At 45.7% G+C, this 16,303-nt stretch carries 18 protein-coding genes; 10 read left to right on the plus strand and 8 right to left on the minus strand.

Annotation, left to right across the window (positions count from 1 at the left end; genetic code table 11):
• Positions 1 to 3: 3 nt before the first annotated feature.
• Positions 4 to 912, minus strand: a complete 909-nt coding sequence (gene xerD / locus M2137_RS12880; RefSeq protein WP_280766855.1) for a site-specific tyrosine recombinase XerD — start codon at positions 910 to 912, stop codon at positions 4 to 6.
• 87 nt (positions 913 to 999) lie between these two features.
• Between xerD and aroQ the strand changes: the two genes are divergently transcribed.
• From aroQ to M2137_RS12905, 5 genes are all read left to right on the plus strand, one after another.
• On the plus strand, positions 1,000 to 1,428 hold the full coding sequence (aroQ, locus tag M2137_RS12885; RefSeq protein ID WP_280766856.1) for a type II 3-dehydroquinate dehydratase: 429 nt from the start codon (positions 1,000 to 1,002) through the stop codon (positions 1,426 to 1,428).
• 109 nt (positions 1,429 to 1,537) lie between these two features.
• Positions 1,538 to 3,013: a pyruvate kinase gene (pyk, locus tag M2137_RS12890; protein ID WP_280766887.1), complete on the plus strand. Its 1,476-nt coding sequence runs from the start codon at positions 1,538 to 1,540 to the stop codon at positions 3,011 to 3,013.
• Complete coding sequence (locus M2137_RS12895) at positions 3,014 to 3,640, plus strand: O-methyltransferase (RefSeq protein WP_280766857.1); 627 nt, start codon at positions 3,014 to 3,016, stop codon at positions 3,638 to 3,640.
• An 11-nt stretch (positions 3,641 to 3,651) separates the two neighbouring features.
• The gene (gene rbfA, locus M2137_RS12900) at positions 3,652 to 3,987 is read left to right on the plus strand and encodes a 30S ribosome-binding factor RbfA (RefSeq protein ID WP_280766858.1); all 336 of its coding nucleotides are present in this window, start codon (positions 3,652 to 3,654) and stop codon (positions 3,985 to 3,987) included.
• A 6-nt stretch (positions 3,988 to 3,993) separates the two neighbouring features.
• Entirely contained in the window at positions 3,994 to 5,208 is a 1,215-nt protein-coding gene (locus M2137_RS12905; RefSeq protein WP_280766859.1) for an FtsX-like permease family protein, read from the plus strand.
• A 56-nt stretch (positions 5,209 to 5,264) separates the two neighbouring features.
• Here the strand turns inward: M2137_RS12905 and M2137_RS12910 are convergent, their stop codons facing one another.
• On the minus strand, positions 5,265 to 6,347 hold the full coding sequence (locus tag M2137_RS12910) for a mannose-1-phosphate guanylyltransferase (RefSeq protein WP_280766860.1): 1,083 nt from the start codon (positions 6,345 to 6,347) through the stop codon (positions 5,265 to 5,267).
• A gap of 398 nt (positions 6,348 to 6,745) precedes the next feature.
• Here M2137_RS12910 and M2137_RS12915 point away from each other — a divergent pair, with 398 nt between their 5' ends.
• Positions 6,746 to 7,525: a radical SAM protein gene (locus M2137_RS12915; protein WP_280766861.1), complete on the plus strand. Its 780-nt coding sequence runs from the start codon at positions 6,746 to 6,748 to the stop codon at positions 7,523 to 7,525.
• Here M2137_RS12915 and sulP read toward each other — a convergent pair.
• Positions 7,496 to 9,199 (minus strand): sulfate permease, encoded by a 1,704-nt coding sequence (sulP, locus tag M2137_RS12920; protein WP_280766862.1) that lies wholly within the window; start codon positions 9,197 to 9,199, stop codon positions 7,496 to 7,498. The two genes, M2137_RS12915 and sulP, sit on opposite strands and share 30 nt — an antisense overlap.
• A 245-nt stretch (positions 9,200 to 9,444) precedes the next feature.
• On the opposite strand from sulP, the gene rbr reads away from it, so the two are divergent.
• Positions 9,445 to 10,026 (plus strand): rubrerythrin, encoded by a 582-nt coding sequence (gene rbr / locus M2137_RS12925; protein ID WP_280766863.1) that lies wholly within the window; start codon positions 9,445 to 9,447, stop codon positions 10,024 to 10,026.
• A gap of 164 nt (positions 10,027 to 10,190) precedes the next feature.
• Here rbr and M2137_RS12930 read toward each other — a convergent pair whose 3' ends face one another.
• The 5 genes from M2137_RS12930 to M2137_RS12950 all read right to left on the minus strand — a co-directional run bounded on the left by M2137_RS12930 (position 10,191) and on the right by M2137_RS12950 (position 13,226).
• A complete protein-coding gene (locus M2137_RS12930) occupies positions 10,191 to 10,982 on the minus strand; it encodes a gluconate 5-dehydrogenase (protein ID WP_280766864.1) in 792 nt (263 codons plus the stop codon).
• A gap of 82 nt (positions 10,983 to 11,064) precedes the next feature.
• Positions 11,065 to 11,907, minus strand: a complete 843-nt coding sequence (kduI, locus tag M2137_RS12935) for a 5-dehydro-4-deoxy-D-glucuronate isomerase (RefSeq protein WP_280766865.1) — start codon at positions 11,905 to 11,907, stop codon at positions 11,065 to 11,067.
• A 160-nt stretch (positions 11,908 to 12,067) separates the two neighbouring features.
• Entirely contained in the window at positions 12,068 to 12,733 is a 666-nt protein-coding gene (locus M2137_RS12940) for an ATP-binding cassette domain-containing protein (protein WP_280766866.1), read from the minus strand.
• The gene (locus M2137_RS12945; protein WP_280766867.1) at positions 12,712 to 13,047 is read right to left on the minus strand and encodes a hypothetical protein; all 336 of its coding nucleotides are present in this window, start codon (positions 13,045 to 13,047) and stop codon (positions 12,712 to 12,714) included. Before M2137_RS12945 ends, M2137_RS12940 begins: the two co-directional genes overlap by 22 nt.
• Before the next feature lie 2 nt (positions 13,048 to 13,049).
• A complete protein-coding gene (locus M2137_RS12950) occupies positions 13,050 to 13,226 on the minus strand; it encodes a hypothetical protein (protein ID WP_280766868.1) in 177 nt (58 codons plus the stop codon).
• Positions 13,227 to 13,805: 579 nt separating this feature from the next.
• Between M2137_RS12950 and M2137_RS12955 the strand changes: the two genes are divergently transcribed.
• The 3 genes from M2137_RS12955 to M2137_RS12965 are packed head-to-tail and all read left to right on the plus strand — an operon-like array spanning position 13,806 to position 16,300.
• Entirely contained in the window at positions 13,806 to 14,177 is a 372-nt protein-coding gene (locus tag M2137_RS12955; RefSeq protein ID WP_280766869.1) for a hypothetical protein, read from the plus strand.
• Positions 14,178 to 14,236: 59 nt separating this feature from the next.
• Positions 14,237 to 15,262 carry a class I SAM-dependent methyltransferase gene (locus M2137_RS12960; RefSeq protein WP_280766870.1) on the plus strand — a complete coding sequence of 342 codons (1,026 nt, stop codon included), beginning with the start codon at positions 14,237 to 14,239 and terminating at the stop codon, positions 15,260 to 15,262.
• A gap of 6 nt (positions 15,263 to 15,268) precedes the next feature.
• The gene (locus M2137_RS12965; protein ID WP_280766871.1) at positions 15,269 to 16,300 is read left to right on the plus strand and encodes a DNA/RNA helicase domain-containing protein; all 1,032 of its coding nucleotides are present in this window, start codon (positions 15,269 to 15,271) and stop codon (positions 16,298 to 16,300) included.
• Positions 16,301 to 16,303 lie beyond the last annotated feature (3 nt).

A 16,303-nucleotide genomic window follows, 5' to 3' on the forward strand; every position in this document is an offset into this window, starting at 1 on the left:
CCCTTATCTTCGGCTACGCGGATGGTGTTCGAGGATCTCACGGCGGAGGAATTCGCGGTCGATATGGGTATAGATTTCGGTAGTAGTGATTTTTTCATGGCCGAGCATTTCCTGGATGGCACGCAGATTGGCTCCACCTTCCAGTAGGTGGGTGGCGAATGAATGACGGAAGGTATGCGGACTTACGTTCTTATGAATACCCGCCATCTCCGCCTGCTGCTTGATAATATGGAAGACCATGATACGCGAAAGGGCGGTTCCCCGGCGGCTCAGGAAAAGGATCTCTTCATGTCCCTTTTTGGGGGTGATGCGGTTGCGGTCGTACAGGTAGTTTCGAATCTCTTTCAACGCCGTCTCCGAGATAGGTACAAGCCGTTGTTTATTGCCCTTTCCCTCCACCTTGATAAAACCCTCCTCAAAATAGACATCGGCATAGCGCAATCCGGTCAGTTCCGAAACACGCAATCCGCAGCTGTAAAGCACCTCCAGCATCGCCCGGTTGCGTTGACCTTCAGGCAGTGAGAGGTCGATGGTGTCCAACAGGCTGTTGATTTCGTTCAATGTCAGAACTTCCGGTATTTTCATACCAATCTTGGGCGATTCCAATAGTTCCGTTGGGTCATTCTCTAAGTATTCTTCGAGCAACAGGAAATGGTAGAAAGAACGTACACCGGAAAGGATACGTGCTTGCGAACGGGGGTGAATGCCTATATCATGCAAGCGTGCGACAAACTGTTGGAGATCACTATATGTGATATCCAATAGTTTCAATTTCTCCTCCCGGGCAAAACGCAATAGCTTCTCCAAATCGGTCATATACGCGTCGACAGAGTTGGGAGAAAGTGATTTCTCGAGCCTGAGGTAGGTATTGTATTTTTGAATTATCTGATCCTCTTGCGGTAATGTCTTCACCTTGTTTACGATTATGAAATAAAATATGTACCTTTGCCGCACATTTCACGGCGTCTTATCTTGTGTAAAGATACTAAAAATAAGTATATGAAGAGGTTTCAGATTATCAATGGCCCAAATCTTAATCTGTTGGGCAAACGCGAACCCGATGTCTACGGGAACCAGTCTTTCGATGATTATCTGGCAAAACTGCGCAACGCATATCCTCAATGCGAGATCCATATGTTCCAAAGTAATATAGAGGGGGAATTAATCAATAAAATACAGGAGGTAGGTTTTGATTTCGACGGTATCATCCTGAATGCCGGCGCCTATACACATACCTCCATTGCGCTGCATGACGCGATCAAATCGGTACCGGCTCCGGTCGTTGAAGTACATATCTCCAATGTGCATGCACGGGAGTCTTATCGTCATGTATCGATGTTGGCTGCCGCCTGTCGGGGGGTGATACTGGGATTCGGAATGGATTCGTATCGTTTAGCGCTGGAAGCAATGAATACAATTGACAATTGATAATTGTTAATTGATAATAAGGAAGAGATAGAAAAAAGGTTTTAAATAGGTTTTATTTATTGACAATTGCTAACTATCCATTATCAATTGTCCATTATCAATTAGAATAATTATGTTAAAGCATACAAAGATTGTAGCTACCATTTCAGATCAACGTTGCGAGGTTGATTTTATAGAATCGCTTTATAAAGCCGGTATGAACGTAGTGCGTTTGAATACGGCTCACTTACAGGCGGAAGGACTGACTAAAATCGTTACCAATACGCGTAAAGTGTCGGATCGCATCGGTATCCTGATGGATACCAAAGGGCCGGAAGTACGGACTACCTTCCTGAAAGAGCCGATCCCTTTGAAGACAGGGGAAACCATCCATATCACCGGCGACCCGGAGGGCGAAACAACCCGCGAATGTATTTGCGTGACCTACCGCAATTTTGTCAATGACATACACGTAGGGGATGATATCCTGATCGACGATGGCGACCTGGAACTGAAGGTGATCGACAAAAAAGAAAACTACCTCGTGTGCGAGGTATTGAATGATGCCGCGCTGAACAGCCGCAAAAGCGTCAATGTGCCGGGCGTACGCATTAATCTCCCTTCGTTGACGGAAAGAGACCGATTGAATATCCGTTGGGCGATCGAGAACGAACTGGACTTCATTGCCCATTCATTCGTTCGTTCACGCCATGATGTGTTAGAGATACAACATATCCTGGACGAATACAACAGCCCGATCAAGATCATTGCCAAGATAGAAAACCAGGAGGGTGTCGACAATATCGATGAGATCCTGGAGGTGGCATATGGCATTATGATCGCCCGGGGTGACCTGGGTATCGAGGTGGCAGCAGAGAAGATACCGGGCATCCAGCGCGTCCTGATCAAGAAGTGTGTGGAAGCCAAAAAGCCGGTGATCGTAGCCACACAGATGCTCCATACGATGATCAACAACCCACGCCCCACCCGTGCGGAGGTGACCGACATTGCCAATGCCATTTATTACCGGACCGACGCCCTGATGCTCAGCGGCGAAACGGCCTATGGCAAATATCCATTGGAAGCGGTGCAAACCATGACCAAGGTAGCGCGCGAAGCAGAAAAGACCAAGATGGCCAGCAACGATATCCGCGTGCCTATATCCAGCGACCTGGATGTGACCTCTTTCTTAGCCAAGCAGGCGGTGAAGTCATCCAATAAACTACATGTAAAAGCGATTATCACCGACAGCCATTCCGGCCGTACGGCGCGCTATCTGGCGGCATTCCGCGGAGCCGCTACGGTTTTTGCGATCTGTTACAACCCGCAGGTGATGCGTTTTCTCTCCCTCTCTTACGGGGTATGGGCTGTTCATCAGCCCTGGAACGATAGCCGACGCGGTTATTTCTTCGATGCCCTGGGGCAATTGATCAAGAGCGGACAAATCACACGCAACAATATGGTGGCCTACCTGAGCGGTAGCTTCGGCGAAGGCGGCGGAACCTCCTTCCTGGAGATCAACAATGTGGGTAAGGTATTGGATGCCGGAGGCGCTTATATGCTGCCGACCTTTCAGGAAAACGAGCAAAAGCCGGAGAATCCATAAATGACCGTCGAGGAGTATATCTTATCCCATAGCGACCCAGAGGGTGAACTTCTTGCCACGCTCAGCCGCGATGCCAACGTAAATCTGCTCCGTCCGCGCATGCTGTCGGGGCATTTGCAGGGGCGGATACTGAAAATGTTCTGCCGGATGCTCTCCCCCAAACGCGTACTCGAGATCGGCACCTACACCGGATATGCCACCCTTTGCCTGGCCGAAGGACTAGCCGAAGACGGACGGGTCGATACGATCGAGATCAACGATGAGATGGAAGACTTCATCCGCAAATACCTCGACCAATCGCCTCTTAGCGAGAAGATACGCCTGCATATCGGCGATGCCATGGAGATTATTCCCGGGCTACAGGAGACATACGATCTGGTTTTTATCGACGCGGATAAGCGATTATACACAAATTATTACGATCTTGTATTCCCGTTGATACGCCCGGGTGGCATTATCCTGGCGGATAATACGCTTTGGGACGGCAAGGTAGTCGAAGAAACCATAGCTTCCGACAAGCAAACGCAAGGCATATTGGCGTTCAACGAGAAGATAAAAAACGACGAGCGGGTGGAGAAGGTGATCCTTCCGCTGCGCGATGGACTGACAATCATTTGGAAAAAATAAAATAAAACAAGATGGAAAGTGTACGATTAAATAAAATAGGGCGCCTGCTCCAGAAGGAATTGGGCGATATGTTTCAGAAACAAACCCAGGGAGTTCCCGGCACGTTGGTATCGGTAAGCACCGTGCGCGTTAGCCCCGATTTGGGCATTGCCAAGGTCTACCTCAGCATTTTTCCGTCGGACAAGGGCGAGGAGTTGATCCAAGCGATCCGCACCAATACGAAAGCACTCCGATTCGAACTGGGGAAACGGGTGGGTAAGCAGTTGCGTATCATCCCTGAACTCACTTTCTTTATCGATGACTCCTTAGACTACATCGAAAACATCGACAAACTATTGAAAGAATAGTCCGATTTGAACCTCTCTTTCTATATCGCCCGCCGCTACCTCTTCTCCAAGAAGTCGCATAATGCCATCAATATCATCTCGATGGTATCGGTCTGCGGTGTGTTGATTGCTACGGTAGCCTTGATTTGTGCCCTCTCGGTGTTCAATGGATTCAACAGCTTAGTGGCGATGATGTTCAGCAGTCTTGATCCGGAACTAAAGATCATGCCCCGCACCGGAAAGGTATTCGACCCGCATGCGTCCGAGATAGAAGCTATCAGGCAACTGCCCGAAATAGAGATATTCAGTGAGGTCTTACAGGAAAATGCCCTGATCAAATGCGGCGACCGCCAGGTGATAGGCATTGTGAAAGGGGTCGACAGCCTCTACAAACACCTGACCGATATGGATCCGGCTTTGGTGGATGGAGAGTTCCGCCTGCGGGAAGATATTGTCAACTATGCCACATTGGGCATGGGACTGGCGTATACCCTGGGCACGCGGGTCGGTTTCATTACCCCGTTGGAGATTTATGCTCCGAAGCGCGATGAACGGATAAACATCCTAATACCCCAGAACTCATTCGATGTGGAGTATGCCTATACGGGTGCGATCTTCCGTATCAACCAGGCGGTCTACGACGATTCTTATATGATTGTGCCGATCGAACTGGCACGTAGCCTCTACCGCTATGAGAAGGAGGTTTCGTCTATTGAATTGAAACTGTCGCCTGAAGCCAACGTGCAAACGGTTAAAAAACAACTACGCCGTATCTTAGGCGACCAGTTCGTCGTGCAGGATCGCCACGAACAGCACGCGGATGCCTTCCGCATGATGCAGGTCGAGAAGATGGTGACCTATCTTATTCTTTGTTTTATTCTGGTGATTGCCCTGTTCAACCTCGTCGGTTCTATCTCAATGCTGATCAATGAGAAGAAAGAGGATGTCCGGACCCTGCGCAATATGGGTGCCGACAATCGCCTGATCAGGCGTATTTTTCTTTTCGAAGGCTGGTTGATCTCCGGTATCGGAGCCGTGGTGGGTATTGTGATCGGCCTGATTCTCTGCTGGCTGCAGATCAGTTTTGGCTTGATTACCCTGGGAACAGAAAGCGGCGCATTCATTATTGACGCCTACCCCATACAGGTTCTTTTGAGCGATGTCTTATTGGTCTTCGTCACCGTCATCACCATTGGCTTCTTAGCCGCTTGGTACCCGGTGAGGAAAAATTATGAATTGTGAATTATGAATTATGAATGGACAAACTCATAATTCATAATTCATAATTCATAATTTCTTTAATTATACTTGTCCCCGAACTTCAGCCGCGCGTCTGCCACGTATTGCTTGATGCGTTGTTCGTCTTCTTTCCGGCAGATCAATAAGACGTTGCCCGATTCGGCAATGATGTGATCGTCGAGCCCTTGTACAATCACTAAGCGATCCTGGTTTTCAAGCGATACAAGGTTTTTAGTACTCTCATACATCAAGGCTTTTCCATTTTTCAATACCACATTCTCTTGTTCGTCTTTATCGCCCAATTCATACAACGAACCCCAGGTGCCCAGGTCGGCCCAGCCGAAGTCCACACAAAGCATATACACATTGTCGGCTTTCTCCATAATGCCGTAGTCGATCGAGATATTGGGGCTATAGGGATAATGCTCCTGAATGAAAGCACGCTCTTCCGCGGTGTTGAACGTGGCGAGTCCCAGATCGAAACGTGCCGTCAGGTCGGGCAGAAATTTGTTGAAAGCCTCCAGGATGGTATTCACATTCCACATAAACAATCCCGAGTTCCAGAAAAACTCGCCGCTTTCGTAGAATATCTTGGCAAGCTCCAGATTGGGTTTCTCCGTGAAGGTTTTCACTTTCGAGAAGTCACCCAATTTCATTTCATCGCTCTGTATATAGCCGTAGCCTGTCTCCGGGCGTGTCGGCTTGATACCCATCGTGACAAGCGCCTGATGCTCGCGCACAAAATCAAGCCCTTGTTGCACATCGCGCAGAAACACATCCTCTTTCTGTATCAGGTGGTCGGAAGGCGCCACGACAATATTGGCATTCGGATTGCAGGCACGGATATGGTAAGCCGCGTACGCAATGCAGGGAGCCGTGTTCCGACGGTTGGGTTCCAACAGGATCTGTTTGTCAGCCAGTTCGGGCAACTGCTTTTTGATCAGATCGCCATACTTCTCATTCGTCACTACATAAATATTTTCTGTCGGGATGATCTTGTTAAAACGATCGAAAGTCATCTGTAACAAAGACCGCCCGGTACCGAAAAAATCAAGAAATTGCTTGGGATAACTCTCACGGCTGAAGGGCCAGAAACGGCTTCCGATACCTCCGCCCATGATCACACAATAATTATCTTTCATACGTCATTAGTTTATTTTCTATATTTTGGTCGTATGCTTCTCGCACTACACATTATTTACAAACATAACGAAAACTTTCTGTTTTTATTCCTTCTGCCCCCTACTAAATTGGTGAAAAATAAGAAAATAATAGTCCAAATGACCTCTTCCCTGTTTTTGCTGAGTTTTGCATTGATTGATAATTGTCAAACAACTAATTGACAATTGTAAATCAATTAAACCACAATTATCGATCAATTGATTGACAATTATCAATCAGTGAAAAACTCGGCAACGTTTCAGAGCTTTGGCAGATAATACAACAAATGTTCATGCGTTTACCCTGTCGGTGCAAATGGGCGTGCTGATTTATTACTACCTTTGTGAAGCCAAACAAATATATCTAAAATGTAAACAATATGCCTACAATCCTTTTCGATAGCATTATTTTCGGGCCGATACGCAGTCGCCGCCTGGGCATTTCCCTGGGGGTTAATCTATTGCCGGTAGATGGAAAGTTATGTTCCTTCAATTGCATTTATTGCGAATGCGGATTGAATGAAGAACGACGGACACGCACGAAAATACCGATGCGGGAAGCCGTGCGGAAAGCTTTGGAAAAGAAGCTTCTGGAGATGCAGGCCGAAGGGGTTTGTCCAGATGTGATCACCTTCGCGGGGAATGGGGAGCCGACGGTGCATCCCGAATTCGGTGGGATCATCGACGATACGATCGCTTTGCGTAACGCCTATTGCGGGAAGGCGAAGATCGCTGTACTCTCCAATGCGACGATGATCGACCGTCCGGAGGTGTTTGAGGCATTGAATAAGATCGACGATAATATCCTGAAACTCGACTCTGTACTCGACAGCCGCATTCGCCAGTTGGATGCGCCTAATGCGCCCTCCTTTACGTTTGCCTGGCTGTTGGAACACCTGAAGCGTTTCAAGGGGAATCTGATTATTCAAACCATGTTTATCCGGGGCGAACACAACGGGGAGTCCATCGATAATACAACCGAAGAGGAGATCGTTGGCTGGCTCGAAGCCCTGCAACAGATCGCTCCCCGGCAGGTGATGATCTACACCATCGACCGGGAGACTCCTGTCAAAGGATTGAAAAAGGTATCGAAAGAGGATCTGGAAGCGATTGCCGACCGGGCGCGCCGGTTAGGCTTCGATGTGAGTGTCTCCGCTTGAAATAACCCGTTCCTGTGCTTTGATAACGGCTTCGTTGATATCGCTACAGATATTCTCTTCGCCTATCTTATCGGCAAAACCAGATTTAACAAGCAGGTTGCGTACGGTTGGGTTTACGCCCGACAGGATCAGTTGAATCTCTTCCGCTTGTGAGAGGCGCAACAAGCTCTCCAGGTTATGCAACCCGGTGGAGTCCATAAAGGGCACTTTACGCATACGGAAGATACGCACCTGGGGTTTGTCACCCACACGCTGCATCACACTCTCGAACTTATTGGCTATACCAAAGAAGAAAGGACCGTCAATCTCATACACTTCAACGCCTTGCGGCAGGATTAATGTTTCCTCTTCTACCGCCACTTCGCTTCCTTCCGAGAGGTCGATCTGGTCGGTGGTGACAGATATCTTTGTCGTCTCCGTTACGCGTGTCATAAAGATAAACATGGCAATCAACAGGCCTATTTCGATCGCGATCGTCAGGTCGAATATTACGGTCAGGAAGAAGGTCACCAGCAATACCGCTACGTCGCCTTTCGGATTCTTCATCAACGAACGGAAGGTGCGCCACTCACTCATATTATAGGAGACAATAATCAGTACCCCCGCCAGGCAGGCCATGGGGATATGTTTCGTCAAGGGACCGAGGAATAATAGGATCAACAGTAAAACTACTGCGTGGATAATGCCGGCAACAGGCGTGCGTCCGCCGTTGTTGATATTGGTCATGGTGCGCGCAATTGCTCCGGTCACGGGGATCCCTCCGAACAGCGGAACCACGATGTTGGCGGCGCCCTGGGCAATCAGTTCCGTGTTGGAATTATGTTTGTCGCCGGTCACCCCATCCGCTACGGTGGCCGAGAGCAGCGATTCGATCGCCCCCAGCATGGCAATGGTAAAGGCGGAGGGCAGCAATCGGTTGATTGTCTCCAGGTTGAAAGAAAATCCTTCCGGCGTAGGCAGGGAGGCGTTGATAACAAAACGGTCGCCAATCGTTTCTATCGCAGTTATCCCCAGCCAGTTGCGGAGAACGAACACAATCAGGGTCATGACGATAATAGCCACCAGCGATCCGGGTACTTTGCGGGAGAGGCGGGGGGTATAGACGATAACCAGGATGCTCAGTAGCCCGATAAGTAGCGCCCACCAGTTGATGGTGTCGATATGTTGGAAATAAACCACCCACTTCGAGAGGAAATCGGCCGGCACTTTCTCGATCGAGAGGCCAAAGAGGTCTTTCATCTGTGTCGTGAAAATCGTCAGAGCAATACCGCTGGTGAAGCCAACAACGATCGGGTAGGGGATGAATTTGATCACTGTTCCGAGCTTTAATACCCCCATCAATACAAGCATAATACCGGCAATCACCGTGGCAATGGCCAGCCCTTCTACCCCGAAGTTCTGGATAATGCCATACACAATCACGATAAACGCGCCGGTCGGTCCGCCAATCTGCACATTGCTTCCGCCGAGGAAAGAGACAATGAAGCCTCCGATAATGGCGGTTATCAACCCTCTTTCAGGGCTTACACCCGACGCAATACCAAAGGCAATCGCCAGAGGCAGCGCTACGATACCTACGATAATACCGGCCATCAGGTCGGCCATAAACTTTTCTTTCGAATAATGCCGGAGGGCAGTGAAAAGTTTGGGCTGAAAATCAAATTTCTTCTCCACTTTTAACAGTTTTGTTATCTATTCTGATTCAAGCCGCAAAGGTAGGAATAAAATCATATGTAAACATTTTTAACGCTTTATTAGTTATTATAGTAGCGAAGAGCGGCTGGTTTATAAACAATATTTATCGATACGATAGATATTATTTAGCCTCCAACCCGGTGTGCTTCGCCGGGAAATGACTACATTTGAAACAACGATTATACTTATATCACAAATTTATCTTACATAAAACGATTTACAAGATGGAAAAAAGTATCAAAGGAACACGCACGGAACAGAATCTGCTGAAAGCATTTGCTGGTGAGTCACAGGCAAGAACACGTTACACCTTCTTTGCCAGTGTGGCAAAAAAAGAGGGATATGAGCAGATCGCAGGTGTATTTATGGAAACAGCCGAACAGGAAAAAGAACACGCCAAACGCTTTTTCAAATTCTTAGAAGGAGGCATGGTAGAGATTACTGCTTCGTATCCCGCGGGACGAATCGGCACAACGGCGGAAAACCTATTGGCGGCTGCCGAAGGTGAACTGGAAGAATGGGACGAATTGTACCCCGAATTTGCCGCGATAGCCGAAGAAGAAGGCTTCAAACAGATTGCAATTGCTTTCCGTATGATCGCCAAAGTGGAGGTAGAGCATGAGAAACGCTACCGTCAGCTGTTGGAAAATATTGAATTGAACAAGGTGTTTGAAAAGGATGAAGCCATCAAATGGCAATGCCGCAACTGCGGATATGTGCATGAAGGCAAGAATGCCCCGCAGAAATGCCCGGCATGCGAACACCCACAGGCCTTCTTTGAGCCGATGAAAGAGAATTATGCGTAATAAAAAAGCTACCCCGAAGGGTAGCTTTTTTATTAGTAGTCAGAGTAGTTAAAGTAGTTATCAGTTGCGTTGCAACTTAGTAGTTAAGTAGAATAGAAATTTCTTTGACTACTTTGACTACTCTGACTACTAAGTTGCAACACAACTGATAACTACTTTCCCCCTTACGGTTGCTTTCCAATATAAGCCAGAATTCCTCCGTCTACATACAGGATATGTCCGTTCACAAAGTCGGATGCTTCAGACGCTAAGAACACTGCCGGTCCGGCCAGGTCTTCCGGATTACCCCAACGGGCAGCCGGTGTCTTGGCGATAATGAACGAGTCAAACGGATGGCGTGAGCCGTCGGCTTGCTTTTCGCGAAGCGGAGCGGTCTGCGGAGTGGCAATATAACCCGGGCCGATACCATTACACTGGATGTTGTATTCGCCATATTCCGAAGCAATATTGCGGGTAAGCATTTTCAAACCACCCTTGGCTGCCGCGTAAGCAGAAACGGTTTCGCGTCCCAGTTCACTCATCATCGAGCAGATATTGATAATCTTTCCGGCTCCCTTCTTGATCATGCCGGGGATAACTGCTTTGGCTACAATAAACGGCCCGTTCAGGTCGATATCGATCACCTGGCGGAAGTCGGCAGCCGACATCTCAATCATCGGGATACGTTTGATGATACCCGCGTTGTTCACTAAGATATCGATCACACCTACCTCTTTTTCGATCTGCGCCACCATGGCGTAAACCCCCTCTTCGTTGGTTACGTCGCACACATATCCGTGGGCTTTGATTCCTTTTTCTGTGTAAGCGGCCAACCCTTTGTTGACCATATCCTGGTTGATGTCGTTAAAAACAATGGTTGCACCTGCCTCTGACAAAGCAGAAGCGATCGCGAATCCGATACCATACGAAGCACCGGTTACCAAGGCTATTTTGCCTTCTAATGAAAAATTTGCCATCTTATTTCTAATTATGAATTATGAATTATGAATTATGATGGCTGGGAACACCTCCTAATTCACAATTCATAATTCGATTTTATTATTTAATGTCCGTAATCGCTGAAAAGTCCTGATCGCCATAATCGAGATTCTCGCCTCCCATACCCCAGATAAAGGTGTAGTTGGAGGTGGCTGCTGCCGAGTGGATCGACCATTCGGGCGATAACACCGCCTGGTTGTTCTGCATCCAGATATGGCGCGTTTCGTCTATCTCGCCCATAAAGTGACAAACCGACTGGTCGGCAGGCACTTCAAAATAGAAATAGGCCTCCATACGGCGTGAATGCACATGGGGAGGCATGGTGTTCCATACACTACCCGGAGCCAGTTCGGTCATACCCATCTGCAACTGGCAGGTAGGCAATACCTGGTTTACCAGCATCTTGTTGATATTGCGGTGGTTGGATGTTTCCAAAGTACCCAGTTCGGCCACAACGGCATCCGCCTTCGTCACCTTTTTATCCGGATAATTGCGATGAGCCGTCAGTGAGTTGAAATAAAACAGAGCCGGCTTGGTACTGTCTTTGCTTTCAAAATAGACTTCGCGGTCGCCGCTTCCCAAGTAAAGCGCCTCTTTATAGTCGAGCTCAAATTTATCATTGCCCACATATACAATGCCCGGGCCGCCTACGTTGTAAATACCCATTTCGCGTGCATGCAGGAAAAAAGCCTGTTTCAACGGATCGATCGCTTCGAGATGTAATTTTTCGGCTTTCGGCATGGCGCCGCCAACAACCATACGGTCATACATCGAATAGACCATATTTACCTCATCCGGTGCAAACACCTTTTCAATCAGGAAGTCTTTACGCAGCCTTTTCGTATCATACGATTTGGCATCCTCGGGATGAGCCGCGTAACGTAATTCATAATTTGTTTTCATACCACTTTGTATTAATGATGTATAATTAATCTCTTTATCTGTTTTCCACAGGGGAAAAGTCATGCAAACATACGGCTTTTTCCCCATTCGCAGGGGTAATAATTGTTCAATCATGGGGGTCATTTGTCCAAAGAGAATGGGGAATAGACCCAAATCCTACCTATTCTTCTTCTTTGTAATAGCCGTACGGGATGAGCTCTTCCGGCTGGTTGATCGGGCGCAGATAACACTGGTCGAGCAATAGGATCCGGGTGACCGCTTTATGCACCTCCCGGAAATTATGATCGGTCAGGAGAATCCCTTTTGTCTGTGCTGCGTGGGCGATATGATGCCGTATGGCCTCGGCAGCAATAGGCGAGAGACCGTTGAACGGCTCGTCTAACAGAATGTAGGGCGCCTCAGAGAAGAGGATCAGTTTGATCTCCAGAAAACGCAGTTCTCCTCCCGATAACTCATGTACGTTGGAATGGCGTATCTTAAACAGATGCGGATCAACCAAAAATTCCCTTTGCCGCTCCCGGGGGATATAGAACTCAATCACTTGACTGACCTTCAAATGCATCGGCAAGAAGTTGTGCTGGGGGAGATAGGCGACCTGGCCGGATCGGAAAGCCTGTCGAGCGCATACCTTTCCATCAATACGAATGAAACAACGATCTCCCCTAAGTGTGCCGAAAATAATCTTCAACAGGGTCGATTTCCCGCTGCCGTTCCTGCCGAACAGACCGACCACCTCGCCCCGTTGAAGTCCTATATAGATATCAGCGAGAACCGTATGTTCGCCATACATCTTCAATACGCTATCTACTTCGAGGCCATGTTCCATAACGAATGAGCAAAAAAGGAAAGGAGATAAACCGAATAAGAGAGAAGAAAGGAGACGATCCATAATTCCAGCCGGGTGATCGAAAGATTATGGTAGAAGTAATACTCCTCCTTGCGAGACAACTCTTTGTAGAGGAAATCCAGGATTATAGCCACAGGGAAATAGGCCAAAACAGCCGATATCCAACCCAACACCCCCACAGGCATTTTGGCGGAAACGCCCAACCCGAGCCAGGCCAACACCCCCATCACCGGGATACTGAACGACAACGTGCTTTTGAAAAACACCCAATGAGCAGTGATCCGCCTGCGCATATCTATGGTGTAGGGGTTTCGCCGGTTGCCACCGGTTGATCATCAATCGTTATCTCCTGGGTGACCACACCCCAATCCTGCACCTCCGCCTCAACTGCTACCTGCTGCTTTTTCTGCCCACAGGAGGCCATAAGAGCCATAAAAAACAAGGAAAAGATAAAGATGTATTTCATTTTCATAACGGGCAATTATTGATAACAGAGGCTAAGATAATAGAAATCAGCTTCCCGTCCCGCCCCTTTTACATTAATAATAATTAAACACCACCCTCCCCAAAACAGCAACTGCCATTACGACAGGTGCTATGATCCGCCAAAAACCGTCAAAAACCCAAAACCAACCTGTAAGCAACCAACCCCTCTTTTCTAACTAAATGACCTATTTATACTTACTATCCGAAGTGTTAAAAAGTGTTTCTCCCGGGACTTTGTCAAAATACTCCTTGCATTTCGACAAAATTCTCCCACCGAAATATCAAAATGACAAATCGGGCATTTACAAAAAAGAGGTTGGGACGTTTCGGAAAGGGAAATGAATGCGACAAAATGGCAGGAAGCCATTTCGTTCTAATGAATTTAATTGGGAACAAATCCCCAAAAGAAAAGTACCCTTAAACGTCCTATTCTCGAACCAATTTTTAGCTGATTTGGATGCTATCTATGAGTTGAGGCATTAGATACCTAATCCATAACTTATTCTATAAATGTAGAGGCTTAAAAGGATATGTGCTAACCATACAACAAGAACATGAAACGACAATGGGTAAGTTAAAGCAGGAACTAAAGAAAATACATGATCTGTTCCCCCAAATTAAAGAGTTGCTCTGGATAGAGAAACTATTACTCGCGATGAGATTCTCTGAAGCCCTAATTAAGGAGATTCTAAAAATGAAACCAGTAGGATTCAAAGGGTCAGTATACTCCCCGGAATATCAACGGTACTTCAAGACAGAACATTCGGTGGCGGAGATAAAACCACATTCCAAAGAGCCGGACAAATATCAGCTTACTCTCGATGGAGTTAGCGATACAAACTGGCGTAGGCAGAAAAACGTGGAATTTCAGGAACCAATGGGAATAAAGATTAAGGAGGAGCCAGAAATAGGTGAAAGAAAAGGTTTTAGGATGTAATTAGAACTGTATCTTGAGAAAAAAATGTATTTTTGTGCTTGTTGTTTTTAGATGTTTCTATGGAGAAAAAATATGATACAAATTCATTTATGGATAGCACAGTCCTTCCGGACTGGTTAGATTCTTATATCTTCAAAGAACTTGGAGGTATATATTCTCCTGACTATATCAGATATGAATATAACTTGGATTTGTCTAAAGAAGAGGTGAAAACATACCTAGGAACATATTTCCCTAGAAGTTATGCTGAGTCATTTTGTATATTTGACAATTTGCTTAGTAATGGCAATTATTTCTCTGAAATACAACTAAAAAGAGAATTATCCATTCTCGATTTCGGATGTGGAACAGGGGGAGAAATTATAGGGCTTTTGATGGCTCTTACCAAATATCACCCTGATATAGAAAACATAAATATCTTGGCTCTTGATGGGAATCACTATGCTTTGCGACGGTTGGAATCCATAATAGATCAATTCAGACTACACTGCCAATATTCTATCAATTTGATTGTTGGTCCCATAGCGGTATCTGACAGTAGCGATATTGAGCTTATGAAAGATGTTATACAAGGATCATTTGACTATATATTATCATTCAAGGCTATATGTGAATTAATATCAAAAAAGCGAATTCCTGAGAATGCATACAAATATATTGCTGAAATATTAGCTTCAAAACTCACCGAAAAAGGGATAATGGTAATTCTTGATGTTACAGTGAAAAGCCCTGCGATAGGGACTTTCTATCCAATCTATATGAATAATGGGTTACGTGAATTTGTAAAGAAATCCAATAATTCCTTTAAGACTTTGATACCTCTTTCATGTTATCGGTATGAAAGGGCGTGTACTCAAGAGTGTTTTTCTCAACGACTTTTCAAAATAACTCACAGTCGAAAACAGAATGATTTAAGTAAAGTCTCATACCGGATTTTAGGGCGTAAGAACTTTGTCGAACTTATTATGCCAAAATTACTTATTGGAGAGCTAATCATCCAAGTGAAAAATGGAGAAAATATTTATTGTCCCCTTTCTAAAGGAGTAAGATGCCTTAGTTCTTTTGATATAAACAACTCAAACTAATATTTTATGGAGAATGAATTTTATATTGATTACGCAAAGTTGGATGACTTTCAACGTCAATTAGTTGACCGAAAAGTAAACAAATCAATGGTTATTACGGGTAGTGCTGGTAGCGGAAAGTCTGTGATTGCTTTACATAAAGCAAAACAAATCTCCTCATTAGGCTCTTACGCTGTAATTGTTTTCACTAAAACATTAAAAAAATATTTTAATGATGGACTTGAATCGTTAAATCTATCTAACGTATACCATTATAATGGCTGGCCTAAGAATAAAGTTGACTACTTAATTGTTGACGAATGTCAAGATTTTTCGCCATCGGAAATAGACGAAATGTGTGAACATGCCAATATTTGCTTCTTTTTTGGAGATACTGAGCAGTCAATTATGGGATTCCGAGGTCCTCTCCAAAAAGTAGAAGAAACAGCTCACAAATTAGGTATTTCTGCAACTCCTTTGTATTTTAACTATCGCTTGACCAAAGAAGTTGCAGCTTTAGCAGAAAAGGTTGGTAAAGTCGAAGATATAGTTGAAAAATGCAAACGAGAAGGAGAGAAACCACAAATAATACTTAAAAATTCTATAGATGAACAGTTGGATGAGATAATTCGACTCATAAGAAACAAATCTTTGACAAATGTTGGCATACTAATGCCATTCAATACAAAAGCAAAGGCTGCTTCTCGAATAGGCAATGAAAAAATATCCGTCGAATATGTGAAAGACTATTTTAGCAAACACGGAGAACCGAATGAATTTAAGTATAATGCTAATCAAAGTACTGAGATGGATTTAGATTTTCATTCATCAAACCCAAAGATTATGACTTGGTGGTGCGCAAAAGGATTACAATTCAAAGATGTATTCCTGCCCTGTTGTGAGATAAAATTTGAAGAAGAGAAGCGTTCGGCAATTTATGTAGCGATGACAAGATGTAGTGAGCATCTATATTTGTGTTATTCCAATACTTTGTCTCCTTTTTTTCCGAACCCAGATTCTGATCTATATGCAAATAACAATGATGACGAAATAATTTGAGTT

This window comes from Parabacteroides sp. PFB2-10 (assembly GCF_029893085.1).
Taxonomy (GTDB): Bacteria; Bacteroidota; Bacteroidia; order Bacteroidales; family Tannerellaceae; genus QVMG01.

Excerpts from the sequence above, each read along its gene's own strand:
- aroQ (WP_280766856.1), top strand. The coding sequence starts at position 1,000 with ATGAAGAGGTTTCAGATTATCAATGGCCCAAATCTTAATCTGTTGGGC.
- M2137_RS12895 (WP_280766857.1), top strand. The coding sequence starts at position 3,014 with ATGACCGTCGAGGAGTATATCTTATCCCATAGCGACCCAGAGGGTGAA.
- rbfA (WP_280766858.1), top strand. The coding sequence starts at position 3,652 with ATGGAAAGTGTACGATTAAATAAAATAGGGCGCCTGCTCCAGAAGGAA.
- M2137_RS12910 (WP_280766860.1), bottom strand. The coding sequence starts at position 6,347 with ATGAAAGATAATTATTGTGTGATCATGGGCGGAGGTATCGGAAGCCGT.
- M2137_RS12915 (WP_280766861.1), top strand. The coding sequence starts at position 6,746 with ATGCCTACAATCCTTTTCGATAGCATTATTTTCGGGCCGATACGCAGT.
- rbr (WP_280766863.1), top strand. The coding sequence starts at position 9,445 with ATGGAAAAAAGTATCAAAGGAACACGCACGGAACAGAATCTGCTGAAA.
- M2137_RS12930 (WP_280766864.1), bottom strand. The coding sequence starts at position 10,982 with ATGGCAAATTTTTCATTAGAAGGCAAAATAGCCTTGGTAACCGGTGCT.
- kduI (WP_280766865.1), bottom strand. The coding sequence starts at position 11,907 with ATGAAAACAAATTATGAATTACGTTACGCGGCTCATCCCGAGGATGCC.
- M2137_RS12940 (WP_280766866.1), bottom strand. The coding sequence starts at position 12,733 with ATGGAACATGGCCTCGAAGTAGATAGCGTATTGAAGATGTATGGCGAA.
- M2137_RS12945 (WP_280766867.1), bottom strand. The coding sequence starts at position 13,047 with ATGCGCAGGCGGATCACTGCTCATTGGGTGTTTTTCAAAAGCACGTTG.
- M2137_RS12950 (WP_280766868.1), bottom strand. The coding sequence starts at position 13,226 with ATGAAAATGAAATACATCTTTATCTTTTCCTTGTTTTTTATGGCTCTT.
- M2137_RS12955 (WP_280766869.1), top strand. The coding sequence starts at position 13,806 with ATGGGTAAGTTAAAGCAGGAACTAAAGAAAATACATGATCTGTTCCCC.
- M2137_RS12960 (WP_280766870.1), top strand. The coding sequence starts at position 14,237 with ATGGAGAAAAAATATGATACAAATTCATTTATGGATAGCACAGTCCTT.
- M2137_RS12965 (WP_280766871.1), top strand. The coding sequence starts at position 15,269 with ATGGAGAATGAATTTTATATTGATTACGCAAAGTTGGATGACTTTCAA.